At 70.6% G+C, this 14,929-nt stretch carries 16 protein-coding genes and 1 pseudogene; 9 read left to right on the top strand and 8 right to left on the bottom strand.

Going from position 1 to position 14,929, the window contains the following annotated elements:
• Nucleotides 1-2 precede the first annotated feature (2 nt).
• The 4 genes from KK087_RS14365 (at nucleotide 3) to KK087_RS14350 (ending at nucleotide 2,467) form a co-directional block, all read left to right on the top strand.
• Entirely contained in the window at nucleotides 3-908 is a 906-nt protein-coding gene (locus tag KK087_RS14365; protein ID WP_214566206.1) for an ABC transporter ATP-binding protein, read from the top strand.
• 50 nt (nucleotides 909-958) lie between these two features.
• Nucleotides 959-1,744 carry an ABC transporter permease gene (locus tag KK087_RS14360; protein ID WP_214566204.1) on the top strand — a complete coding sequence of 262 codons (786 nt, stop codon included), beginning with the start codon at nucleotides 959-961 and terminating at the stop codon, nucleotides 1,742-1,744.
• 225 nt (nucleotides 1,745-1,969) lie between these two features.
• Complete coding sequence (locus KK087_RS14355; protein WP_250901148.1) at nucleotides 1,970-2,218, top strand: ArsR/SmtB family transcription factor; 249 nt, start codon at nucleotides 1,970-1,972, stop codon at nucleotides 2,216-2,218.
• Nucleotides 2,219-2,221: 3 nt separating this feature from the next.
• The gene (locus tag KK087_RS14350) at nucleotides 2,222-2,467 is read left to right on the top strand and encodes a hypothetical protein (protein ID WP_214566200.1); all 246 of its coding nucleotides are present in this window, start codon (nucleotides 2,222-2,224) and stop codon (nucleotides 2,465-2,467) included.
• Between the two features lie 10 nt (nucleotides 2,468-2,477).
• Here the strand turns inward: KK087_RS14350 and KK087_RS14345 are convergent, their stop codons facing one another.
• Entirely contained in the window at nucleotides 2,478-3,098 is a 621-nt protein-coding gene (locus KK087_RS14345) for an antibiotic biosynthesis monooxygenase (RefSeq protein WP_214566197.1), read from the bottom strand.
• A gap of 142 nt (nucleotides 3,099-3,240) precedes the next feature.
• Between KK087_RS14345 and KK087_RS14340 the strand changes: the two genes are divergently transcribed.
• Complete coding sequence (locus KK087_RS14340) at nucleotides 3,241-4,053, top strand: cupin domain-containing protein (RefSeq protein WP_214566195.1); 813 nt, start codon at nucleotides 3,241-3,243, stop codon at nucleotides 4,051-4,053.
• A 13-nt stretch (nucleotides 4,054-4,066) separates the two neighbouring features.
• Here the strand turns inward: KK087_RS14340 and ku are convergent, their stop codons facing one another.
• Nucleotides 4,067-5,107 (bottom strand): non-homologous end joining protein Ku, encoded by a 1,041-nt coding sequence (gene ku, locus KK087_RS14335; RefSeq protein ID WP_214566193.1) that lies wholly within the window; start codon nucleotides 5,105-5,107, stop codon nucleotides 4,067-4,069.
• Between the two features lie 135 nt (nucleotides 5,108-5,242).
• Here ku and KK087_RS14330 point away from each other — a divergent pair, with 135 nt between their 5' ends.
• From KK087_RS14330 to KK087_RS14320, 3 genes are all read left to right on the top strand, one after another.
• On the top strand, nucleotides 5,243-6,133 hold the full coding sequence (locus KK087_RS14330) for an SDR family oxidoreductase (protein ID WP_214530279.1): 891 nt from the start codon (nucleotides 5,243-5,245) through the stop codon (nucleotides 6,131-6,133).
• Nucleotides 6,130-8,664 (top strand): ATP-dependent DNA ligase, encoded by a 2,535-nt coding sequence (locus KK087_RS14325; protein ID WP_214566191.1) that lies wholly within the window; start codon nucleotides 6,130-6,132, stop codon nucleotides 8,662-8,664. The genes KK087_RS14330 and KK087_RS14325 overlap by 4 nt, the downstream gene beginning before the upstream one ends.
• A 159-nt stretch (nucleotides 8,665-8,823) precedes the next feature.
• Nucleotides 8,824-8,979 carry a hypothetical protein gene (locus tag KK087_RS14320; protein WP_214530281.1) on the top strand — a complete coding sequence of 52 codons (156 nt, stop codon included), beginning with the start codon at nucleotides 8,824-8,826 and terminating at the stop codon, nucleotides 8,977-8,979.
• A 281-nt stretch (nucleotides 8,980-9,260) separates the two neighbouring features.
• Here the strand turns inward: KK087_RS14320 and KK087_RS14315 are convergent, their stop codons facing one another.
• The 6 genes from KK087_RS14315 to KK087_RS14290 all read right to left on the bottom strand — a co-directional run bounded on the left by KK087_RS14315 (nucleotide 9,261) and on the right by KK087_RS14290 (nucleotide 14,388).
• Nucleotides 9,261-9,437 carry a hypothetical protein gene (locus KK087_RS14315; RefSeq protein ID WP_214530282.1) on the bottom strand — a complete coding sequence of 59 codons (177 nt, stop codon included), beginning with the start codon at nucleotides 9,435-9,437 and terminating at the stop codon, nucleotides 9,261-9,263.
• 9 nt (nucleotides 9,438-9,446) lie between these two features.
• Entirely contained in the window at nucleotides 9,447-10,421 is a 975-nt protein-coding gene (locus tag KK087_RS14310; RefSeq protein WP_214566189.1) for a sugar phosphate isomerase/epimerase family protein, read from the bottom strand.
• Nucleotides 10,422-10,574: 153 nt separating this feature from the next.
• Nucleotides 10,575-11,258, bottom strand: coding sequence for a fumarylacetoacetate hydrolase family protein (locus KK087_RS14305; protein WP_214566187.1), 684 nt, complete (start codon nucleotides 11,256-11,258; stop codon nucleotides 10,575-10,577).
• Nucleotides 11,259-11,291: 33 nt separating this feature from the next.
• Nucleotides 11,292-11,507, bottom strand: coding sequence for a hypothetical protein (locus tag KK087_RS14300; RefSeq protein ID WP_214530285.1), 216 nt, complete (start codon nucleotides 11,505-11,507; stop codon nucleotides 11,292-11,294).
• Nucleotides 11,488-11,838, bottom strand: a complete 351-nt coding sequence (locus KK087_RS14295; RefSeq protein WP_214566185.1) for a hypothetical protein — start codon at nucleotides 11,836-11,838, stop codon at nucleotides 11,488-11,490. Before KK087_RS14295 ends, KK087_RS14300 begins: the two co-directional genes overlap by 20 nt.
• Nucleotides 11,839-11,931: 93 nt before the next feature.
• A complete protein-coding gene (locus tag KK087_RS14290) occupies nucleotides 11,932-14,388 on the bottom strand; it encodes a phosphoketolase family protein (RefSeq protein ID WP_214530287.1) in 2,457 nt (818 codons plus the stop codon).
• A 197-nt stretch (nucleotides 14,389-14,585) separates the two neighbouring features.
• Here KK087_RS14290 and KK087_RS14285 point away from each other — a divergent pair.
• A pseudogene (locus KK087_RS14285) lies at nucleotides 14,586-14,929 on the top strand (hypothetical protein); the annotation flags it as partial.

Genomic DNA, 14,929 nt, shown 5'->3' with positions numbered 1-14,929 from the left:
CCATGGCCGCCATCACAGCCGATGGGCTGACCAAGAGCTACCGCGGGGTCGACGTCCTCCGGGCACTCGACGTCGTCGTCGAAGACGGCAGCGTTGCCGCCTTCCTCGGGCCGAACGGTGCCGGGAAGACCACGCTCGTCGAGATCCTCGAAGGGCACCGGGGGCGCGACTCTGGATCGCTGTCGGTCCTCGGGTACGACCCCGGACACGTCGTGGACTTCCGGCGGCTCAGGACGGTCATCGGCGTCGTCATGCAGCAGACGCTCCTCGAACCTGCACTGACGCCTCGCGATCTGCTTCTCCGGCAGGCCAGTTACTACCCGGACGCCGTGCCGCTCACAGAATCGGTGACCCGCTTCGGCCTCGACGAGTTCGCGCAGAAGCCGGTCCGGTCCCTGTCCGGCGGTATGCGTCGTCGTCTCGACCTTGCGTTGGCATTCGTCGGCCGCCCACGGATCCTGTTCCTCGACGAACCGTCGACCGGTCTCGACCCGATCTCCCGACATTCGATCCGCGGGCTCATCGCCGACTCGAACCGGGCCGGGGTGACCGTGGTGCTCACCTCCCACGACCTGGACGAGGTCCAGCAGCTGGCCGACGCCGTGCACATCCTCCGCGACGGCCACTTCGCCGCGAGCGGCAGCCCGCGGGACATCGTGCGGCTGTCAGCCGCCCCCGGACGGGTCGAGTTCGATCTCCCCGCCGGCGAACGCGAGCTGCTCCCAGCCGGAGCCGTCCGTGTCGGCGAGCGTCTCCGGTACTCCACGCCGTCCCACGGCAAGCTCCTCGAACAGCTGCGATCGTGGGAGGCCTCCACGGGGCACAACCTCGGTGACCTGACGATCGTCGCACCCACCCTCGACGATGCGTACGTCAAGCTCGTCGGTGAACCGGAGGTCTCCGCGTGACGCTCGCAGCAGCCGTTGGAAAGCGGCACAACTTTGTGAAGAGTTTTCTCTTGCACACGCGATCAGAATTCGTCGACTTCTGGATGTCGGTCATCTCGCTCGCGTTCATCGTGCTCATGCCCGTCATGTTCTACGTCGTGTTCGGAGTTGCATTCCTGAGTGCTGCGGACAGCATTCGTTCCGTGGACGGTGCGGAGATCCGACAGGCAAACCTCAGTTATGCGGGCGTGCTGACGTTCGCGCTGATGTCCGTGACGTTCGCGAACGTCGCGATCGGCCTGGCGATCCGCCGCGAACACGGCCTGTTTCGTCGGTTCCGGACAACACCGGTACCGCCGTGGGTCGTCATGGGTGCGTTCCTCGTGAACATCTTCGTCACCCTGGTCATCGTGCTCGCGGTGGTCTCCGCGATCGGGTTCCTCGGTCTCCGGGTCACGATGGACCCCGACCGCATCGTGCCGCTCGTCGTGACGGCAGTGCTCGGCTTCATCGCCCTGTCGCCCATCGGCGTGGCGCTCTCGCTGCTCCCGCCGAACGCCGACGCGGCAGTCCCGATCGTCAACGGCATCTTCTTCCCGCTCGCGTTCCTGTCGGGCGCGTTCATCACGGTGCCGCTCGGTGCCGTCGTCGATGCCATCGTCCCCTACCTCCCCGGTGCGCCGCTCTTCCAGCTGTTCGCTGCGGTCTTCTCCGAGGGCACGTTTGCCTGCGACGGTCGACAAGTCCTGATCCTGCTCGGGTGGGCCGTCATCGGCATCGTCCTGTCCGGCGCCTTCTTCCGGTGGGCATCCGAGCGCGAGCCTCGGGGCTTCACCCGCAGGAAGTCAGCCGAGTAAGCCATGTTCACGGGGGGACAGACGGTGCGGGTCGATCTCGCACCGCGATGGATGGTGCGAGAGAACACGTACCGGTACCGATCACTCCGGCACGAGGGGGGCTGCGGCTGAGATGAGGAGACCGAGGCTCGACACGTATCGGGACGGACTGTGCGCGAACGCCCGAGTGATGACGCGATGTTGCTCGCGCGTCTCCAAGCGCAAGCGAGTGCGCCACGCCTCCGGATGCTCGCGCTGCTGTTCGAGGGGACGATGCACGCGAGCGACCTGGCCCGTCGACTGCAGATCTCGCGTCCGCTGGCGACGATGCATCTGACCCGGCTCGAGGCCACCGGGCTGGTGACCAGCGAACTGGTCCTCGGCCCGGACGGACGTGCGTACCGCTACGACACGCTCGCCGACTCCGACGTCCGGGTCGACACCCGGGTCGCAGCGTCGATGTCGACGGACGTCACTGGTGAGGGCGTGGACTGAGCGATGGAGGACTACGTGGACTTCACGACGGATTGGACTGGGATGCTCTGGGTACTGGTGCCGGTGACGGCAATCATCTGTGGGGTCGTGTACTCGATCGCCCGACTGAAGTGGGGGGTAGACCGCGGTCAGGGTGACTGGGCGGCTACCGAACGCAACGCGGCGGCGCAGCGCGAACTCGCGAGCACCCTCGCGAGCATCGAGCGACGCCTCGACGGCATCGAGCGGATCCTGCGGCAGGTGGACTGAACGGGCTGCGTCACCTCGTGTGACCGGTTGGTGTGGCAGCGGGTGCGAGCAACCACGGGCGGATCAGCTTCGTCACGAACGGCAGCACCCAGAACGTCATGATCGGCGTGAGCACGACGGTCGTGATGAGCACCCGGGGCAGGATCGCGACGTGCGCGAACGCGGGGACGAGCCAGGCCATCAGGTACGTGAACGCGAGGTTCACCGGGAAGAAGCCGAGCCAGATGCTCACGGACTGCTTCCACCGCGGGGGAGCGCTCGAGGCCGGGGCGTCCTGCGGGACGTCGAACCACCCCTCGATGCCGGTGCGCTTCTCGACGCGGGACTCCACCACCAGGTCACGGCCCAGGTCGAGCCAGCGCAGCCGGTCGTCGGAGTTCTCCCACGTCGCCAGGGAGTCGTGGTCGGCGAACCGGTAGAGCATGTGCCACTCGCGGGACTGCGCGGTGGAACGCACCCACCCCGAGCCGAGGAAGCCGGGGTAGCGGTTCGCCAGGTTCACCCCGGACTGCACCCAGCGGGTGGCCTCGGGGATGCGGTCGGGTTCGACCAGGCGGGTGACGGAGACGGTGACGGGCGGGCCTGCGGTCTCGGATGACGACTGCAGGCTCCCAGGCTCTTGTGGAGTCATCCGACCAGTGTCCCGGACCCGTGTTTCCGGCTCGTGACACGTGCCGCGCGCGCCGGCTGAACGGATCCGCGTCGTCCTTCGACCACCGTCCCAGGCGGGTGCAAGACGATCATCTGGCGAACGCACCACCGAGAGGACCCCGATGCCCCACCCCGAGCCCACCACCACCCTCGTCGCGACCGTCGACGGGCCCGACGGCGGCACCTACGAGGTGCGGCGGCTGACGCTCCCGGTGGGCGCGTCGACCGGCTGGCACCGGCACGACGCACGCCAGACGGGTCTCGTGGTGCGCGGTGCGCTGACGCACGTCACCGAAGAGGCCACGCGGGTCGTCGGGCCAGGGGAGGCCCTGGTCGAGGAGCCGCACGTGGTGCACGACGGCCGCAGCACCGGCACGGAGGACGCCGAACTGCTCTACGTCGCCCACCTTCCGGCAGGCGTCGCGGCGTCGACCCCGGGCGAGGCGCCACCGAGCGAAGGGCCGGCCCGCAGCGCGCTCGTGACGGTCCCGCTGGGCCGGCCGCAGTTCGTGCACGCGCTGCGCTACACCGCGATGTACGCACCGAAGCCCTTCGCCGAGGCACTGCTCGTCTACCGGGACAACGGCACGTACACGATCCTGTCCCCGGGCGAGGACCACCACGGCTGCTACGTCTCGGCGACCGATCCCGCCGAGGGGATGCGGCACGTCGCGTTCATGTCGTGGCCGTCCGCGGACTGGGGCCGGAACGTCGCATCGCACACCCTGACCTTCGAGGCGGCGAGCGGTGCGTTCACCCAGGAGCTCCGGTTGCCGGGTGACCCGGTCCCGCGGGCGCAGTACGGGTACGCGGTACCCGTCGAGGACCCGGAGTCGATCGACACCGGCGCTGGGTGGGCAGCGCTCCGGCAGCAGTACGCCGAGGTGTTCACCACGCTCGAGCGTCTGGCGGGCGGCGGCTCGACCGCGGCCTGACCCTCGCCAGCGGTCAGCTCGCCTGCTTCTTGGCGGCGGGCTTCTTCGCCGGAGCCTTCTTCGCCGGAGCCTTCTTCGCGGGCGCCTTCTTCGGCGCCGACTTCGCGGGGGCCGTCTCGGTCGTGCTCTCCGCGGCCTTCTTCGCGGGCGCCTTCTTCGCCGGTGCCTTCCTGCCGGGGCCGGACGTGCCCGAGCCAGACGTGCCCGAGCCAGAACCCGACGACGACCGTGAGGTCGACGACGAACGCGACCCCGAGCCTCCTGTCCGCTTCTTGTCGACGGACGCACGCAGGGCGGCCATCAGGTCGAGCACGTCACCGCCCTCGTCGTCGTCGTCCTCGTCGTCCTGCGCGCCGAAGGTCTTCTCGGTGTCGATGTCGTCGCCCGCCTCGAGCTTCGCGTCGATCAGCTGCTGCAGCTCCTCCTGGTAGGAGTCGGTGTAGCGGTCGGGGTCGAAGTCGGTGGACATGCTCTCGACGAGCGAGGAGGACATCTTCAGTTCGTTGGCGCTGACCTTCACCGTCGTGTCGAGGGTCTTGAAGTCGGCCGCGCGCACCTCGTCGCCCCAGAGCAGCCCCTGCAGCAGGATGACCTCGTCGTGCACCCGGAGCACCCCGAGCCGGGTCTTCTGCCGCAGGGTGAACTGCACGATCGCCAGGCGGTCGGTCTTCGCCAGGGTCTCGCGCAGCAGCACGTACGCCTTCGGCGAGCGCGAGTCCGGCTCGAGGTAGTAGGTCTTCTCGAACATCATCGGGTCGACCTGCTCGACGGGCACGAACTCGAGCACCTCGACCTCGTGCGACTGCTCCTCGGGGAGCTGCTTGAAGTCGTCCGCCGTGAGCACCACGGTCTTGTCACCGTCGTCGTAGGCACGCTGGATGTCGGCGTACTCGACCTCGTGGCCGAACTCGCACACCCGCTTGTACCGGATGCGGCCCTTGTCGTCGTCGTGCACCTGGTGCAGGGACACGTCGTGCGTCTCGGTGGCCGCGTAGACCTTGATGGGCACGTTGACGAGCCCGAACGCGATGGAGCCCTTCCAGATCGACCTCATGCGCACATGATGCCCGCCCGCACGCGTGCGTGCCCGGAGCCGACGGGTCCTCCACAGGTCCGCCGTCGGGGGGATCGTTCCACGGATGTCCGGTTCGCTGGACCACCGCGAGGCCGGCGCGAGCACGATGGGCCCATGAGCCAGCTCGACAAGCAGGACCCGCGCGACCAGTTCCCCCGTCCGCCGTTCCCCGCGCAGACCCAGCAGGGGTCCGGGCTGGCGAGTGCGATGGACCCCGCCCCCGACCATGGCGAGACGAGCTACCTGGGCACCGGGCGGATGCGCGGGTACCGGGTGCTCGTCACGGGGGCGGACTCCGGCATCGGGCGCGCTGCGGCGATCGCGATGGCGAAGGAGGGCGCCGACGTCGCCCTGAACGCCCTGCCCGAAGAGCGCGAGGACCTCGAGCAGGTCCGCGACGTCATCGGCGACCTCGGGCGCAAGGCCGTGCTGCTGCCCGGCGACCTGACCGACGAGGCCTTCTGTGACGTCCTGGTGCAGGACGCCGTCAGCCAGCTCGGGGGTCTCGACGCGCTCGTGCTGGTCGCGGGCCACCAGCAGGTGCACGAGGACGTCACCCGGCAGAGCACCGAGGACTTCGACCGCACGATGAAGGTCAACCTGTACTCGCTGTTCTGGCTCGTCCGCGCTGCTGTCCCGCACATGGCGCCGGGGAGCTCGATCGTCACGACCAGCTCGGTGTCCGCGTACCAGCCGCAGGACCGCATGATCGACTACGCCGCGACGAAGGCCGCGATCATCACCTACACGAACGGGCTCGCGCGGCAGCTCGCGGCGAAGGGCATCCGGGCCAACACGGTGGTGCCCGGGCCGGTGTGGACGCCCCTGCAGCCCATCAGCTACCCGGGCGACGAGATCGCCGCGTACGGCCAGGACACCCCCTTCGGGCGCCCGGCCCAACCCGTCGAGCTCGGCAGCGCCTACGTCTACCTGGCCGGGCCCGAGTCGTCGTACACGTCCGGCACGACCCTGACGGTGGCGGGAGCGACCGGGGTGGCGCTGTGAGTCCCGCCTCGCGCAAGACCGTCGTCCTCGTCGGCGAACGGCGGCTCGCGCTCACGAACACCGACAAGGTGCTCTACCCCGAGACCGGCACCACGAAGGGTCGGGTGATCGAGTACTACGAGCGGGTCGCGCCGTGGATGATCCCGCACGTCAAGGACCGCCCCGTGACCCGGAAGCGCTGGGCCAACGGTGTCGAGGGCAAGGTCTTCTTCGAGAAGAACCTGCCCGACTCGGCCCCCGACTGGGTGCGGCACCACACCATCCACCACTCGGAGCACGACAACGAGTACCCGATCGTCGACGACCTGCCGACCCTGGTGTGGATGGCGCAGCAGGCCGCGCTCGAACTGCACGTCCCGCAGTGGCGGTTCGGCCCCCGCGGCGCGCAGCAGAACCCGGACCGGCTCGTCCTCGACCTCGACCCGGGCGACGGCGTCGGGCTGCCCGAGTGCGTCGAGGTCGCCGTGGCCGCCCGCGAGATCCTGCACGGGATGGGCCTCGACCCGTACCCGGTGACGTCCGGCTCCAAGGGCATCCACCTGTACGCGGCACTCGACGGCAAAGCGACGACGGCGCAGGTCTCCGAGGTCGCCCACGAGCTGGCGAAGGCACTCGAGACGGACTTGCCCGACCTGGTGCTGTCGTCGATGAGCCGCGCCGAGCGGAAGGGCAAGGTCTTCGTCGACTGGTCGCAGAACAACGGCAACAAGACGACCATCGCCCCGTACTCGCTGCGCGGCCGCGAGCGGCCGACGGTCGCGGCGCCCCGCACCTGGAAGGAGCTCGAGGAGCGCGGGCTCGCGCAGCTCACGTTGGACGAGGTCCTCGAACGCCTGGAGGCCCGTGGGGACTTCCTGCACCCGGTCGCGTCCGCCTCGCTGGCCGTCGGGCGCGACGACCACGGTCACTGGGACAGCGACCGCACCGAGCGGGCGAACGACGCCGAGCAGCCCGCGCGCGACCGGCTCGCCGCGTACCGCGCGAAGCGTGACGCCTCGAAGACCCCGGAGCCCGTGCCGGAAGGCGCTCCCACCGTGCGGAAGGACGGCACACCGACCTTCGTGATCCAGGAACACCACGCCACCCGCGACCACTACGACTTCCGGCTGGAGCACGACGGAGTGCTGGTGAGCTGGGCCCTGCCGAAGGGCGAACCGACCGACCCCGGCAAGAACCACCTGGCCGTGCAGACCGAGGACCACCCGCTCGAGTACGGCACGTTCGAGGGCACGATCCCGAAGGACGAGTACGGCGGCGGCACCGTGACGATCTGGGACGACGGCACCTACGAGCTCGAGAAGTGGCGCGAGGGGCAGGAGGTCATCGTGACGCTGCACGGTCGGGCCGGTGGCGCTCGCCGGCTCGCACTCCTGCACACCCGCGGTCGGGGCGGTGGCGACGAGAAGAACTGGCTCATCCACCGCACGAAGGAGCAACCCGAACGGCTGGCGGACGGCGGCGGCTCTGCCGGGCCGGCGGTGGCGCGACGGGCGGACCGAACGTCGGACGGGAACGGCGATGCACACCGCGCCGGGAAGCGACGGATCAGCGGGACCGCGGACGCCGAGACCCCGCCGTCGGAGCGCCGGACGATGCAGGCGACCCTGGCCAAGGGTGAGCCCCGGCTGGACCCGGCCGACTGGGCCTTCGAGATGAAGTGGGACGGGGTGCGCGCGCTGGCGACGGTCCGCGACGGGTCGGTGACCCTGCGCAGCCGCAACGACAACGACCTGACGGCCCAGTACCCCGAGCTGCAGGAACTGGGCGAGCGGGCCGGCGTGGACGGCGTGTTCGACGGTGAGATCGTGGCCGTCGACGATCGTGGCCGACCCTCGTTCCAGCTGCTCCAGAACCGCATGGGCCTGACCAAGGCACGAGAGGTCCGGAGCGCGCAGGAGACCACGCCCGTGCGGTTCCTGCTGTTCGACGTGCTCGAGGCGGACGGCCACGAGCTCACGCGGCTCGGCTACGACGCCCGGCGACAGGCACTCGAGACGGTCGTGGAACCGGGCGGTGCGATCGACGTGCCGCCGGCGGTGCAGGGCGACCTCGACGCGGTGCTGGCTGCATCGCGCGAGCAGGGCCTCGAGGGCGTGGTCGCGAAGAAGCGGTCGTCGAAGTACGCCGAGGGCCGGCGGTCCGAGGCCTGGCTGAAGCGCAAGCACCACGCCACGCAAGAGGTCGTGGTCGGCGGTTGGAAACCCGGCAGCGGACGGCGAGCCGGCGGGATCGGGTCGCTGCTGCTCGGCGTGCCCGGACCCGACGGGCTGGAGTACGTCGGCAAGGTCGGCACGGGGTTCCGCGACCGTGACCTCGACGAGATCGCCGCGCTCCTCGGTCCGACGGAGCGGAAGACCTCGCCGTTCGTCGACGTCCCGCGTCCTGACGCCCGTGACGCGCACTGGGTGACCCCGAAGCGCGTCGGCGAGGTCGAGTTCGCCGAGTGGACCGGCGACGGACGGCTCCGGCAGCCGTCGTGGCGAGGGTGGCGGGCGGACAAGGACCCGGAGGACGTCGTCCGGGAGACCTGACCCGTGCTCCGCCCTCGGCTCCACATGCGTGCGCATGGGGTCCGCCGCTGGCGAACATCCGTCCCCCGTACGGAGTCCGCGCGGGGGACACTATCGGCACCGCTGGCCACGATCGGCGCACGGCTGTTACGTTCGCCGGGACGAAGGGGGCTGGAGCGGATGGACTCGAGCAAGTACCTGCCGCCGTACACGGCAGCAGAGCGCGTCGCGATCACGGGGGACGACCGGTCGCAGCGCAAGACGGAGCCCGTGGCCAGCACCACGGAGGCCGAGGTCCGGTACGCGGACTTCCTCGCCGACGAGGGCGACGGCTGACCGGCTGACGCCGGAGGGCCGGCGCACCGAACGAGCTGACGGGGCTGACGGCCCCCACGGTCCGCACGCTGGATCAGGGAGCGCACGGACCGTCGGCGGGAGGCGTGACCGGTCGGTTCAGGGAGACCGGACACGACCCCTCGCGCCAGGCGCACCGAAGCGCACCTGGCGGGTCCGTCCTTGAGACGTGTCGAGCGGCCGCTTCGTCACGCAACCACGGAAAGAAACTCGCCGGGCACCCTCGGTGGGGTGCCCGGCGAGTTCGGTGGAGCGGGGCCGAGTCAGGCCGCGGGCGCGGGGCCGTCAGCCGGCTGGGCGTGGTCGGCCACCGGGGCGTCCTCGTCGATGAGGGTGTCCTCCTCCGGTTCGACCACCTCGGCCGCAGCGGCCTTGGCCTCGTCGATGGACTCCTGGGAACGGCGGAGCAGGTCGTCGTCGTGTGCTGCCTGATCAGTCATGCCAGCAACCTACGCGGGCGTCCCTGTGTCGGCGTCCCGTCGGCCGGCACCGTGCGTCGGTGCACGGCGGTCGGAGTGCAGCGGCTCGAAGTCCACCGCGGACGTCGGTGCGGGGGTCGAGGGCATCGCCGGAGCGGCCGGGGCGCCGAACGCATCGGCGGCGTCGAGCACCGCACGGGTGGCGGCGACGGCCGTCCGGAGCGCATCGCGGACGGGCATCGCCCGGTGCGCCGGGGTCCGGACCTCGACACCCCACGGCTCGTCGAACCCGAGTTCACGGACGGTCCGGACGAAGCCGGGCAGGTCCCACGCTCCGGCACCGGGCAGGTACCGTGCGGTCCGGGACTCCTCGGCGAGGGTCATCCCGCTCGGGGTGTGCAGTAGTCCGTCGCTCAGCTCGACGGCTGCGAGGACCCCCGGCGCGACGCCCTGACGGATCGAGGCGAGGGTGGAACCGCCGCGGAGCGCGTGCATGGCGTCGATGAGCAGCCCGCCGTTCGGGTGCCCGGCGGCGGCGACGAAGCGGGAGGCCCGTTCGATCGTGGGCAGGTTGGACCACGGTTCCGGTTCGAGCACGAGCTGCGCCCCGACCGCCTCGGCCTGGTCGGCGAGCACGACCCAGTCGTCGGCCATCGTCGCGGGGGAGGCTCCGGGCAACGAGGTGTCGGCGCGCACCACCACCTGCCAGGCGCTCAGGGTCGCGGCGGCCTCGAGCACGACCCCGCGGTCGGCGTCCTCGTCCTCGGTGCGGCTCGTGCAGGTCCACCAGCGGTCGAGCGGGCCGAGCTGGACCCAGACGATGCCGGCTCCGTCGAGCATGCGGCGCAGTTCGGCGAACCCCGTCGTCGCTCGGACCTCGTGCAGGGCGTCGAGGGACAGCGACAGGCCGGCGAACCCGGCGACACCGACGGCGTGCACGCGGTCGCGGATGCTCTCGTCGCCCGCCCACGTCCAGGACGTGGCGAGCAGGTCGTGTTCCAGCACGGTGGTACCTCCGGCAGTCCCGAGGTGTCCGCGTCGCCCCGTCGCGATGCGCCGCCCCGTGTCCGTCGCGGGCCCCACCCGCGACGATGCCCAAGAACTACCCGCACAGGCTGCGAACGCTCCCAGCCCGGCGACACATCGCCGACACGTTGCTCAGACGATCCGGGTCCGGACCTCGCCGACGCCGGCGATCGTGCCGACGAGCACCGAACCGCGTTCGAGCACGCCGACACCGTCAGGAGTGCCGGTCATCACGAGGTCACCGGGGGCGAGTACGACGGACCGCGACAGCGCCGCGATCGTCTCGGCCACCGACCAGATCTGGTCGGCCAGGTCGCCGGACTGCCGGAGCTCCCCGCCCACCGTCAACTCGATCGCGCCGCTGGTCGGGTCGACCCCGTCCGCCGGGGTGATCGCCCCGATGGGCGCTGAGGCGTCGAAGCCCTTCGCGGTGTCCCACGGACGGCCGAGCCGCTTCGCCTCGGCCTGCAGGTCTCGTCGGGTGAGGTCGATCCCGACGGCGTAGCCCCAGACGTGTGCGAGGGCGTCGGCCACGGCGATGTCCGTGCCGCCGGTGCCGATCGCGACGACGAGCTCGACCTCGTGCTCCAGTTGCTGCGTCAGCGGCGGGTACGGAGTGTCGGCGCCGTCGACCACGACCGCGTCTGCCGGCTTGGTGAAGAAGAACGGCGGCTCGCGGTCCGGGTCGTGGCCCATCTCCAGGGCGTGCGCCGCGTAGTTCCGGCCGACGCAGAACACGCGGCGGACGGGGAAACGTGCGCCCGTCGTCGTGGGCACGGTCGGGAGGCTCGGGGCCGGGATGACGAGTTCGGTCACGGTCCCAGCGTGGCAGGCCTGCGGACCACCGGTTCAGCCCTCACCGAAGGACGCCTCGTACCTGAGCTTCCGCGCCCGGGCGCGCTCCTGGCGTTCGCGCCACTCGATGCGCATCTGCGCGAGTTCCGCTTCGGCGCCCTTCGCGCGCATGAGCGGACCGTAGTGGGGGCTCGCCAGGAGCCGGGGTGTCGTCATCTCGCGGTTGTCGAGCCACCGTTTGAACTCATCATCAGTCAGTGTCGAGATCATCTGCGAGCACTCCTTCCTGTTGTCGCCGGGCTTCGGTTCGCGCTGCCTCGGAGTCAGCGAGCGCCGAGGACGTCCACGTGTCGTCGTCGGTCGTCCAACTGCGGGTCACCAGCGCAGCCGACATCACACCGGCAGCCGCGCGCTTTCCTTCGTCGTCCGAGGTCGCCCGGTCGGCGACCCACGACCAACGCTGCCACCACAGGTCGCGGTGCACCGAGAACTCTGCATTTCGCCGTCCTGCGCGCCCGTCGAGCACCGAGGCGACGAGCGCCCCCAGCGCGACGGACGCGCTCGTGACCGACACGAGCGCGCTGATCCAGCCGATGTCCATGCCGGAACCCTGACAGCACGGAACCGGCCACGCGACGGGCGTGACCGGTCCTGTGGAGGGTGTTCCGGGCCTCCTGGCCTGTGGAGGAGCGCGTCAGTTGCCGGGCGCAGCAGCCTCGGTCTCGCCCGCCCCCGGGTCGCCGCCGGTCCCGCCGCTGGCCGGCTCGTCCTGGGGCCAGCCCGCGAACTCCCAGCCCGCGAGCGACGGGTGGTCCTCGCCCTTCGTGTACGCGAACGTCCGCGCGGCGTCACGCGCCTCGGACAGCTTCGTGAGCAGGTCGGCATGCGCCTCGGCGTCCACCCGCGTCAGGGCGTCGTGGGCCAGTGCGAAGCGGTCCATCTCGCTGCGCATGAGCATGTCGAACGGCGAGGTCGTCGTGCCCTGCTCGAGGAACCCGTGCACGTGCAGGTCGTCGTGCCCGTTCCGGCGGTACGTCAGCTGGTGCACGAGGGTCGGGTACCCGTGGAACGCGAAGACCGTGGGAGTGCCGGGCAGGAAGAGCGCGTCGTACTGCTCGTCCGGGATCGGGTGCTCGTGCTTGCGCGGGTCCCCGAGTGCCAGCAGGTCGACGACGTTGAGCACGCGGACACCGACGCCGGGAGCGTGCTTCCGGATGATGTCCGTGGCAGCGATCGCCTCGACCGTGGGGACGTCGCCGGCGCAGGCGAGGACGACGTCGACCTTGCCGACGGCCTGCTCGGTGCCGGCGAAGTCCCAGACGCCGAGTCCGGCCTTCACGTGCGCGACCGCGTCGTCGAGGGACAGGAAGACCGGTTCCGGGTGCTTGCCCGCGACGATCACCTCGATGCGGTCCGTGGTCTCCATCGCGTGCGCGGCGACGGCGAGCAGCGTGTTGGCGTCGGCGGGCAGCTTGATGCGGACGAGGTCCTGCTGCTTCGACGCGACGACGTCGAGGAACCCGGGGTCCTGGTGGGAGAACCCGTTGTGGTCCTGCCGCCACACGTGCGACGAGAGCAGCAGCGACAGGTTCGACACCGGGACGCGCCAGTCGATGTCGGTCGAGGACTCCAGCCACTTGGCGTACTGCCCGACCATCGAGTCGATGATGTGGGCGAACGCCTCGTAGGTGTTGAGCATCCCGTGCCGACCGGACAGGACGTAGCCCTCGAGCATGCCCTCCAGCAGGTGCTCGGACAGGACCTCGGTGACCCGGCCGCGGGCGGCGAGGTGCTCGTCGCCCGGGGCCCGGCGGGCGCGCCAGACACGCGTGGTGACGTCGAACACGGCGTCGAGCTTGTTCGAGATCGTCTCGTCCGGTCCGAACAGCCGGAAGGTCGAGGGGTTCTTCTCGATGAGTGCGGCGAGCCAGGGGCCGAGGGTCCCGGTGGCCGACGCCGTGGAACCGGCCTCGACCGCGTACGGCTCGAGCGGGGGGCGGTCGAGCGCGGTGCGGATGCGCCCGCCGTTGCCGTGCGGGGTGGCGCTCATCCGCTCGTCACCGGTCGGCCGGATCGTCGTCATGATGCCGACCGGGTGGCCGTCCTCGTCGAAGAGCTCCTCGGGGCGGTACGAGCGCATCCACTCCTCGAGCTGGGCGCGGTGGCCGTCGTCCTCGCGCACGGCGGGCAGCGGCACCTGGTGCGCGCGGAAGGTCCCCTCGACCTGCTCGCCGTCGACCTCCTTCGGGCCGGTCCAGCCCTTCGGGGTGCGCAGCACGATCATCGGCCAGCGCGGGCGCAGGGCCGCGGCACCGGCGGGCTGCCCCGCGGCGGCACGGGCGGCCTGGGCGCGGGCAGCGGCCTGGATGTCGTCGATGCTGGCGAGGGCGCGTCGGAGCGCGCCGTCGAACAGGGCGTGGACCGCGTACGCATCGTCGTCGACGCGGCGGGAGTCGACCACGATCGGGTCGTACCCGAGCCCGCGGAAGTACGCGGTGAGGTCCTCGTCGGGGATGCGGGCGAGGACGGTCGGGTTCGCGATCTTCCACCCGTTGAGGTTGAGGATCGGCAGCACCGCACCGTCGGACACCGGGTCGAGGAACGTGTGCGCCTGCCACGACCCGGCGAGCGGACCGGTCTCGGCTTCACCGTCACCGACCACGCATGCGACGACGAGGTCCGGGTTGTCGAGCGCCGCACCGTAGGCATGGGACAGCGAGTAGCCGAGCTCACCGCCCTCGTTGATGGAGCCGGGGGTCTCCGGGGCGGCGTGCGAGGGGATGCCGCCGGGGAACGAGAACTGGCGGAAGAACCGCTGCAGGTCGACGTCCTGGTACAGCTCGTTCCACGTGCCGTCCAGCCAGGCGTTCGCGTTCATCGCCGGGCCGCCGTGCCCCGGGCCGCAGATGTACAGGAACTCGCGGCCGGTCTCGGCGATGAGCGCGTTGCAGTGCGCGTACACGAGGTTCAGTGCGGGGGAGGTGCCCCAGTGCCCGAGCAACCGCGGCTTGACGTCGTCGGGCTCGATCGGCCGGCTGAGCAGCGGGTTGTCCAGCAGGTAGATCTGCCCGACCGTCAGGTAGTTGGCGGCGCGCCACCAGGCGTCGACCGCCCGGAGCCGGTCGGTGGTGGGGATGTGTGCTGGAGCCATGGGTACACGGTACGAAACAGCGGGTCGCAGCGCCTCAGGAAACTCGTCCCAAACCGTTCGGGTCGGCGTGCCGAATCACTTGCACAGGGCAAAAGCCCAGGGCGCTCTCCGGTCGAATTCGGCCGACATTCAGCGTGCGTACAGAGCGAACGTTCGGCCACCGGCCGGAGTGCCCACAGAGCAAAGGACTGATCACGATGCGTAAGAGCCTCAAGACCTCCATCACCCTCGCCACGACCGGTGCCCTCGTCCTCGGCGGTGCCGCGTTCGGGATCTCCTCCGCCCAGGCCGCGACCCCGAACGTGCAGACGGTGTCCTCGTCCGAGTCGAAGATCCCCGCACCCGTCGCTTCGGTGCCCGAGGTCCTCGGTGGTTCCACCGCCGTGAAGCTCGACTCCGGCTTCACCGACGCCCTCACCGCCCTGAAGCTCACCCCCGGCGTCTCCGGCGACGCGACCCTGGAAGACGGGTCGGTGTCGTTCCCGATCACCGCCGGGTCGGTCACCTACTGGTCCCCGGATGGCAACTACCGCCCGTACGT

The sequence above is a fragment of the Curtobacterium aurantiacum genome, assembly GCF_018598555.1.
GTDB classification, from domain to species: domain Bacteria; phylum Actinomycetota; class Actinomycetes; order Actinomycetales; family Microbacteriaceae; genus Curtobacterium; species Curtobacterium aurantiacum.
This window is presented reverse-complemented; position numbering and strand designations above follow the sequence as displayed.

Bases quoted from the DNA above. Each gene is read 5' to 3' on its own strand.
- KK087_RS14365 (WP_214566206.1), top strand. From the start codon at position 3: ATGGCCGCCATCACAGCCGATGGGCTGACCAAGAGCTACCGCGGGGTC.
- KK087_RS14355 (WP_250901148.1), top strand. From the start codon at position 1,970: ATGCTCGCGCTGCTGTTCGAGGGGACGATGCACGCGAGCGACCTGGCC.
- KK087_RS14350 (WP_214566200.1), top strand. From the start codon at position 2,222: ATGGAGGACTACGTGGACTTCACGACGGATTGGACTGGGATGCTCTGG.
- KK087_RS14345 (WP_214566197.1), bottom strand. From the start codon at position 3,098: ATGACTCCACAAGAGCCTGGGAGCCTGCAGTCGTCATCCGAGACCGCA.
- KK087_RS14340 (WP_214566195.1), top strand. From the start codon at position 3,241: ATGCCCCACCCCGAGCCCACCACCACCCTCGTCGCGACCGTCGACGGG.
- ku (WP_214566193.1), bottom strand. From the start codon at position 5,107: ATGAGGTCGATCTGGAAGGGCTCCATCGCGTTCGGGCTCGTCAACGTG.
- KK087_RS14330 (WP_214530279.1), top strand. From the start codon at position 5,243: ATGAGCCAGCTCGACAAGCAGGACCCGCGCGACCAGTTCCCCCGTCCG.
- KK087_RS14320 (WP_214530281.1), top strand. From the start codon at position 8,824: ATGGACTCGAGCAAGTACCTGCCGCCGTACACGGCAGCAGAGCGCGTC.
- KK087_RS14315 (WP_214530282.1), bottom strand. From the start codon at position 9,437: ATGACTGATCAGGCAGCACACGACGACGACCTGCTCCGCCGTTCCCAG.
- KK087_RS14300 (WP_214530285.1), bottom strand. From the start codon at position 11,507: ATGATCTCGACACTGACTGATGATGAGTTCAAACGGTGGCTCGACAAC.
- KK087_RS14295 (WP_214566185.1), bottom strand. From the start codon at position 11,838: ATGGACATCGGCTGGATCAGCGCGCTCGTGTCGGTCACGAGCGCGTCC.
- KK087_RS14290 (WP_214530287.1), bottom strand. From the start codon at position 14,388: ATGGCTCCAGCACACATCCCCACCACCGACCGGCTCCGGGCGGTCGAC.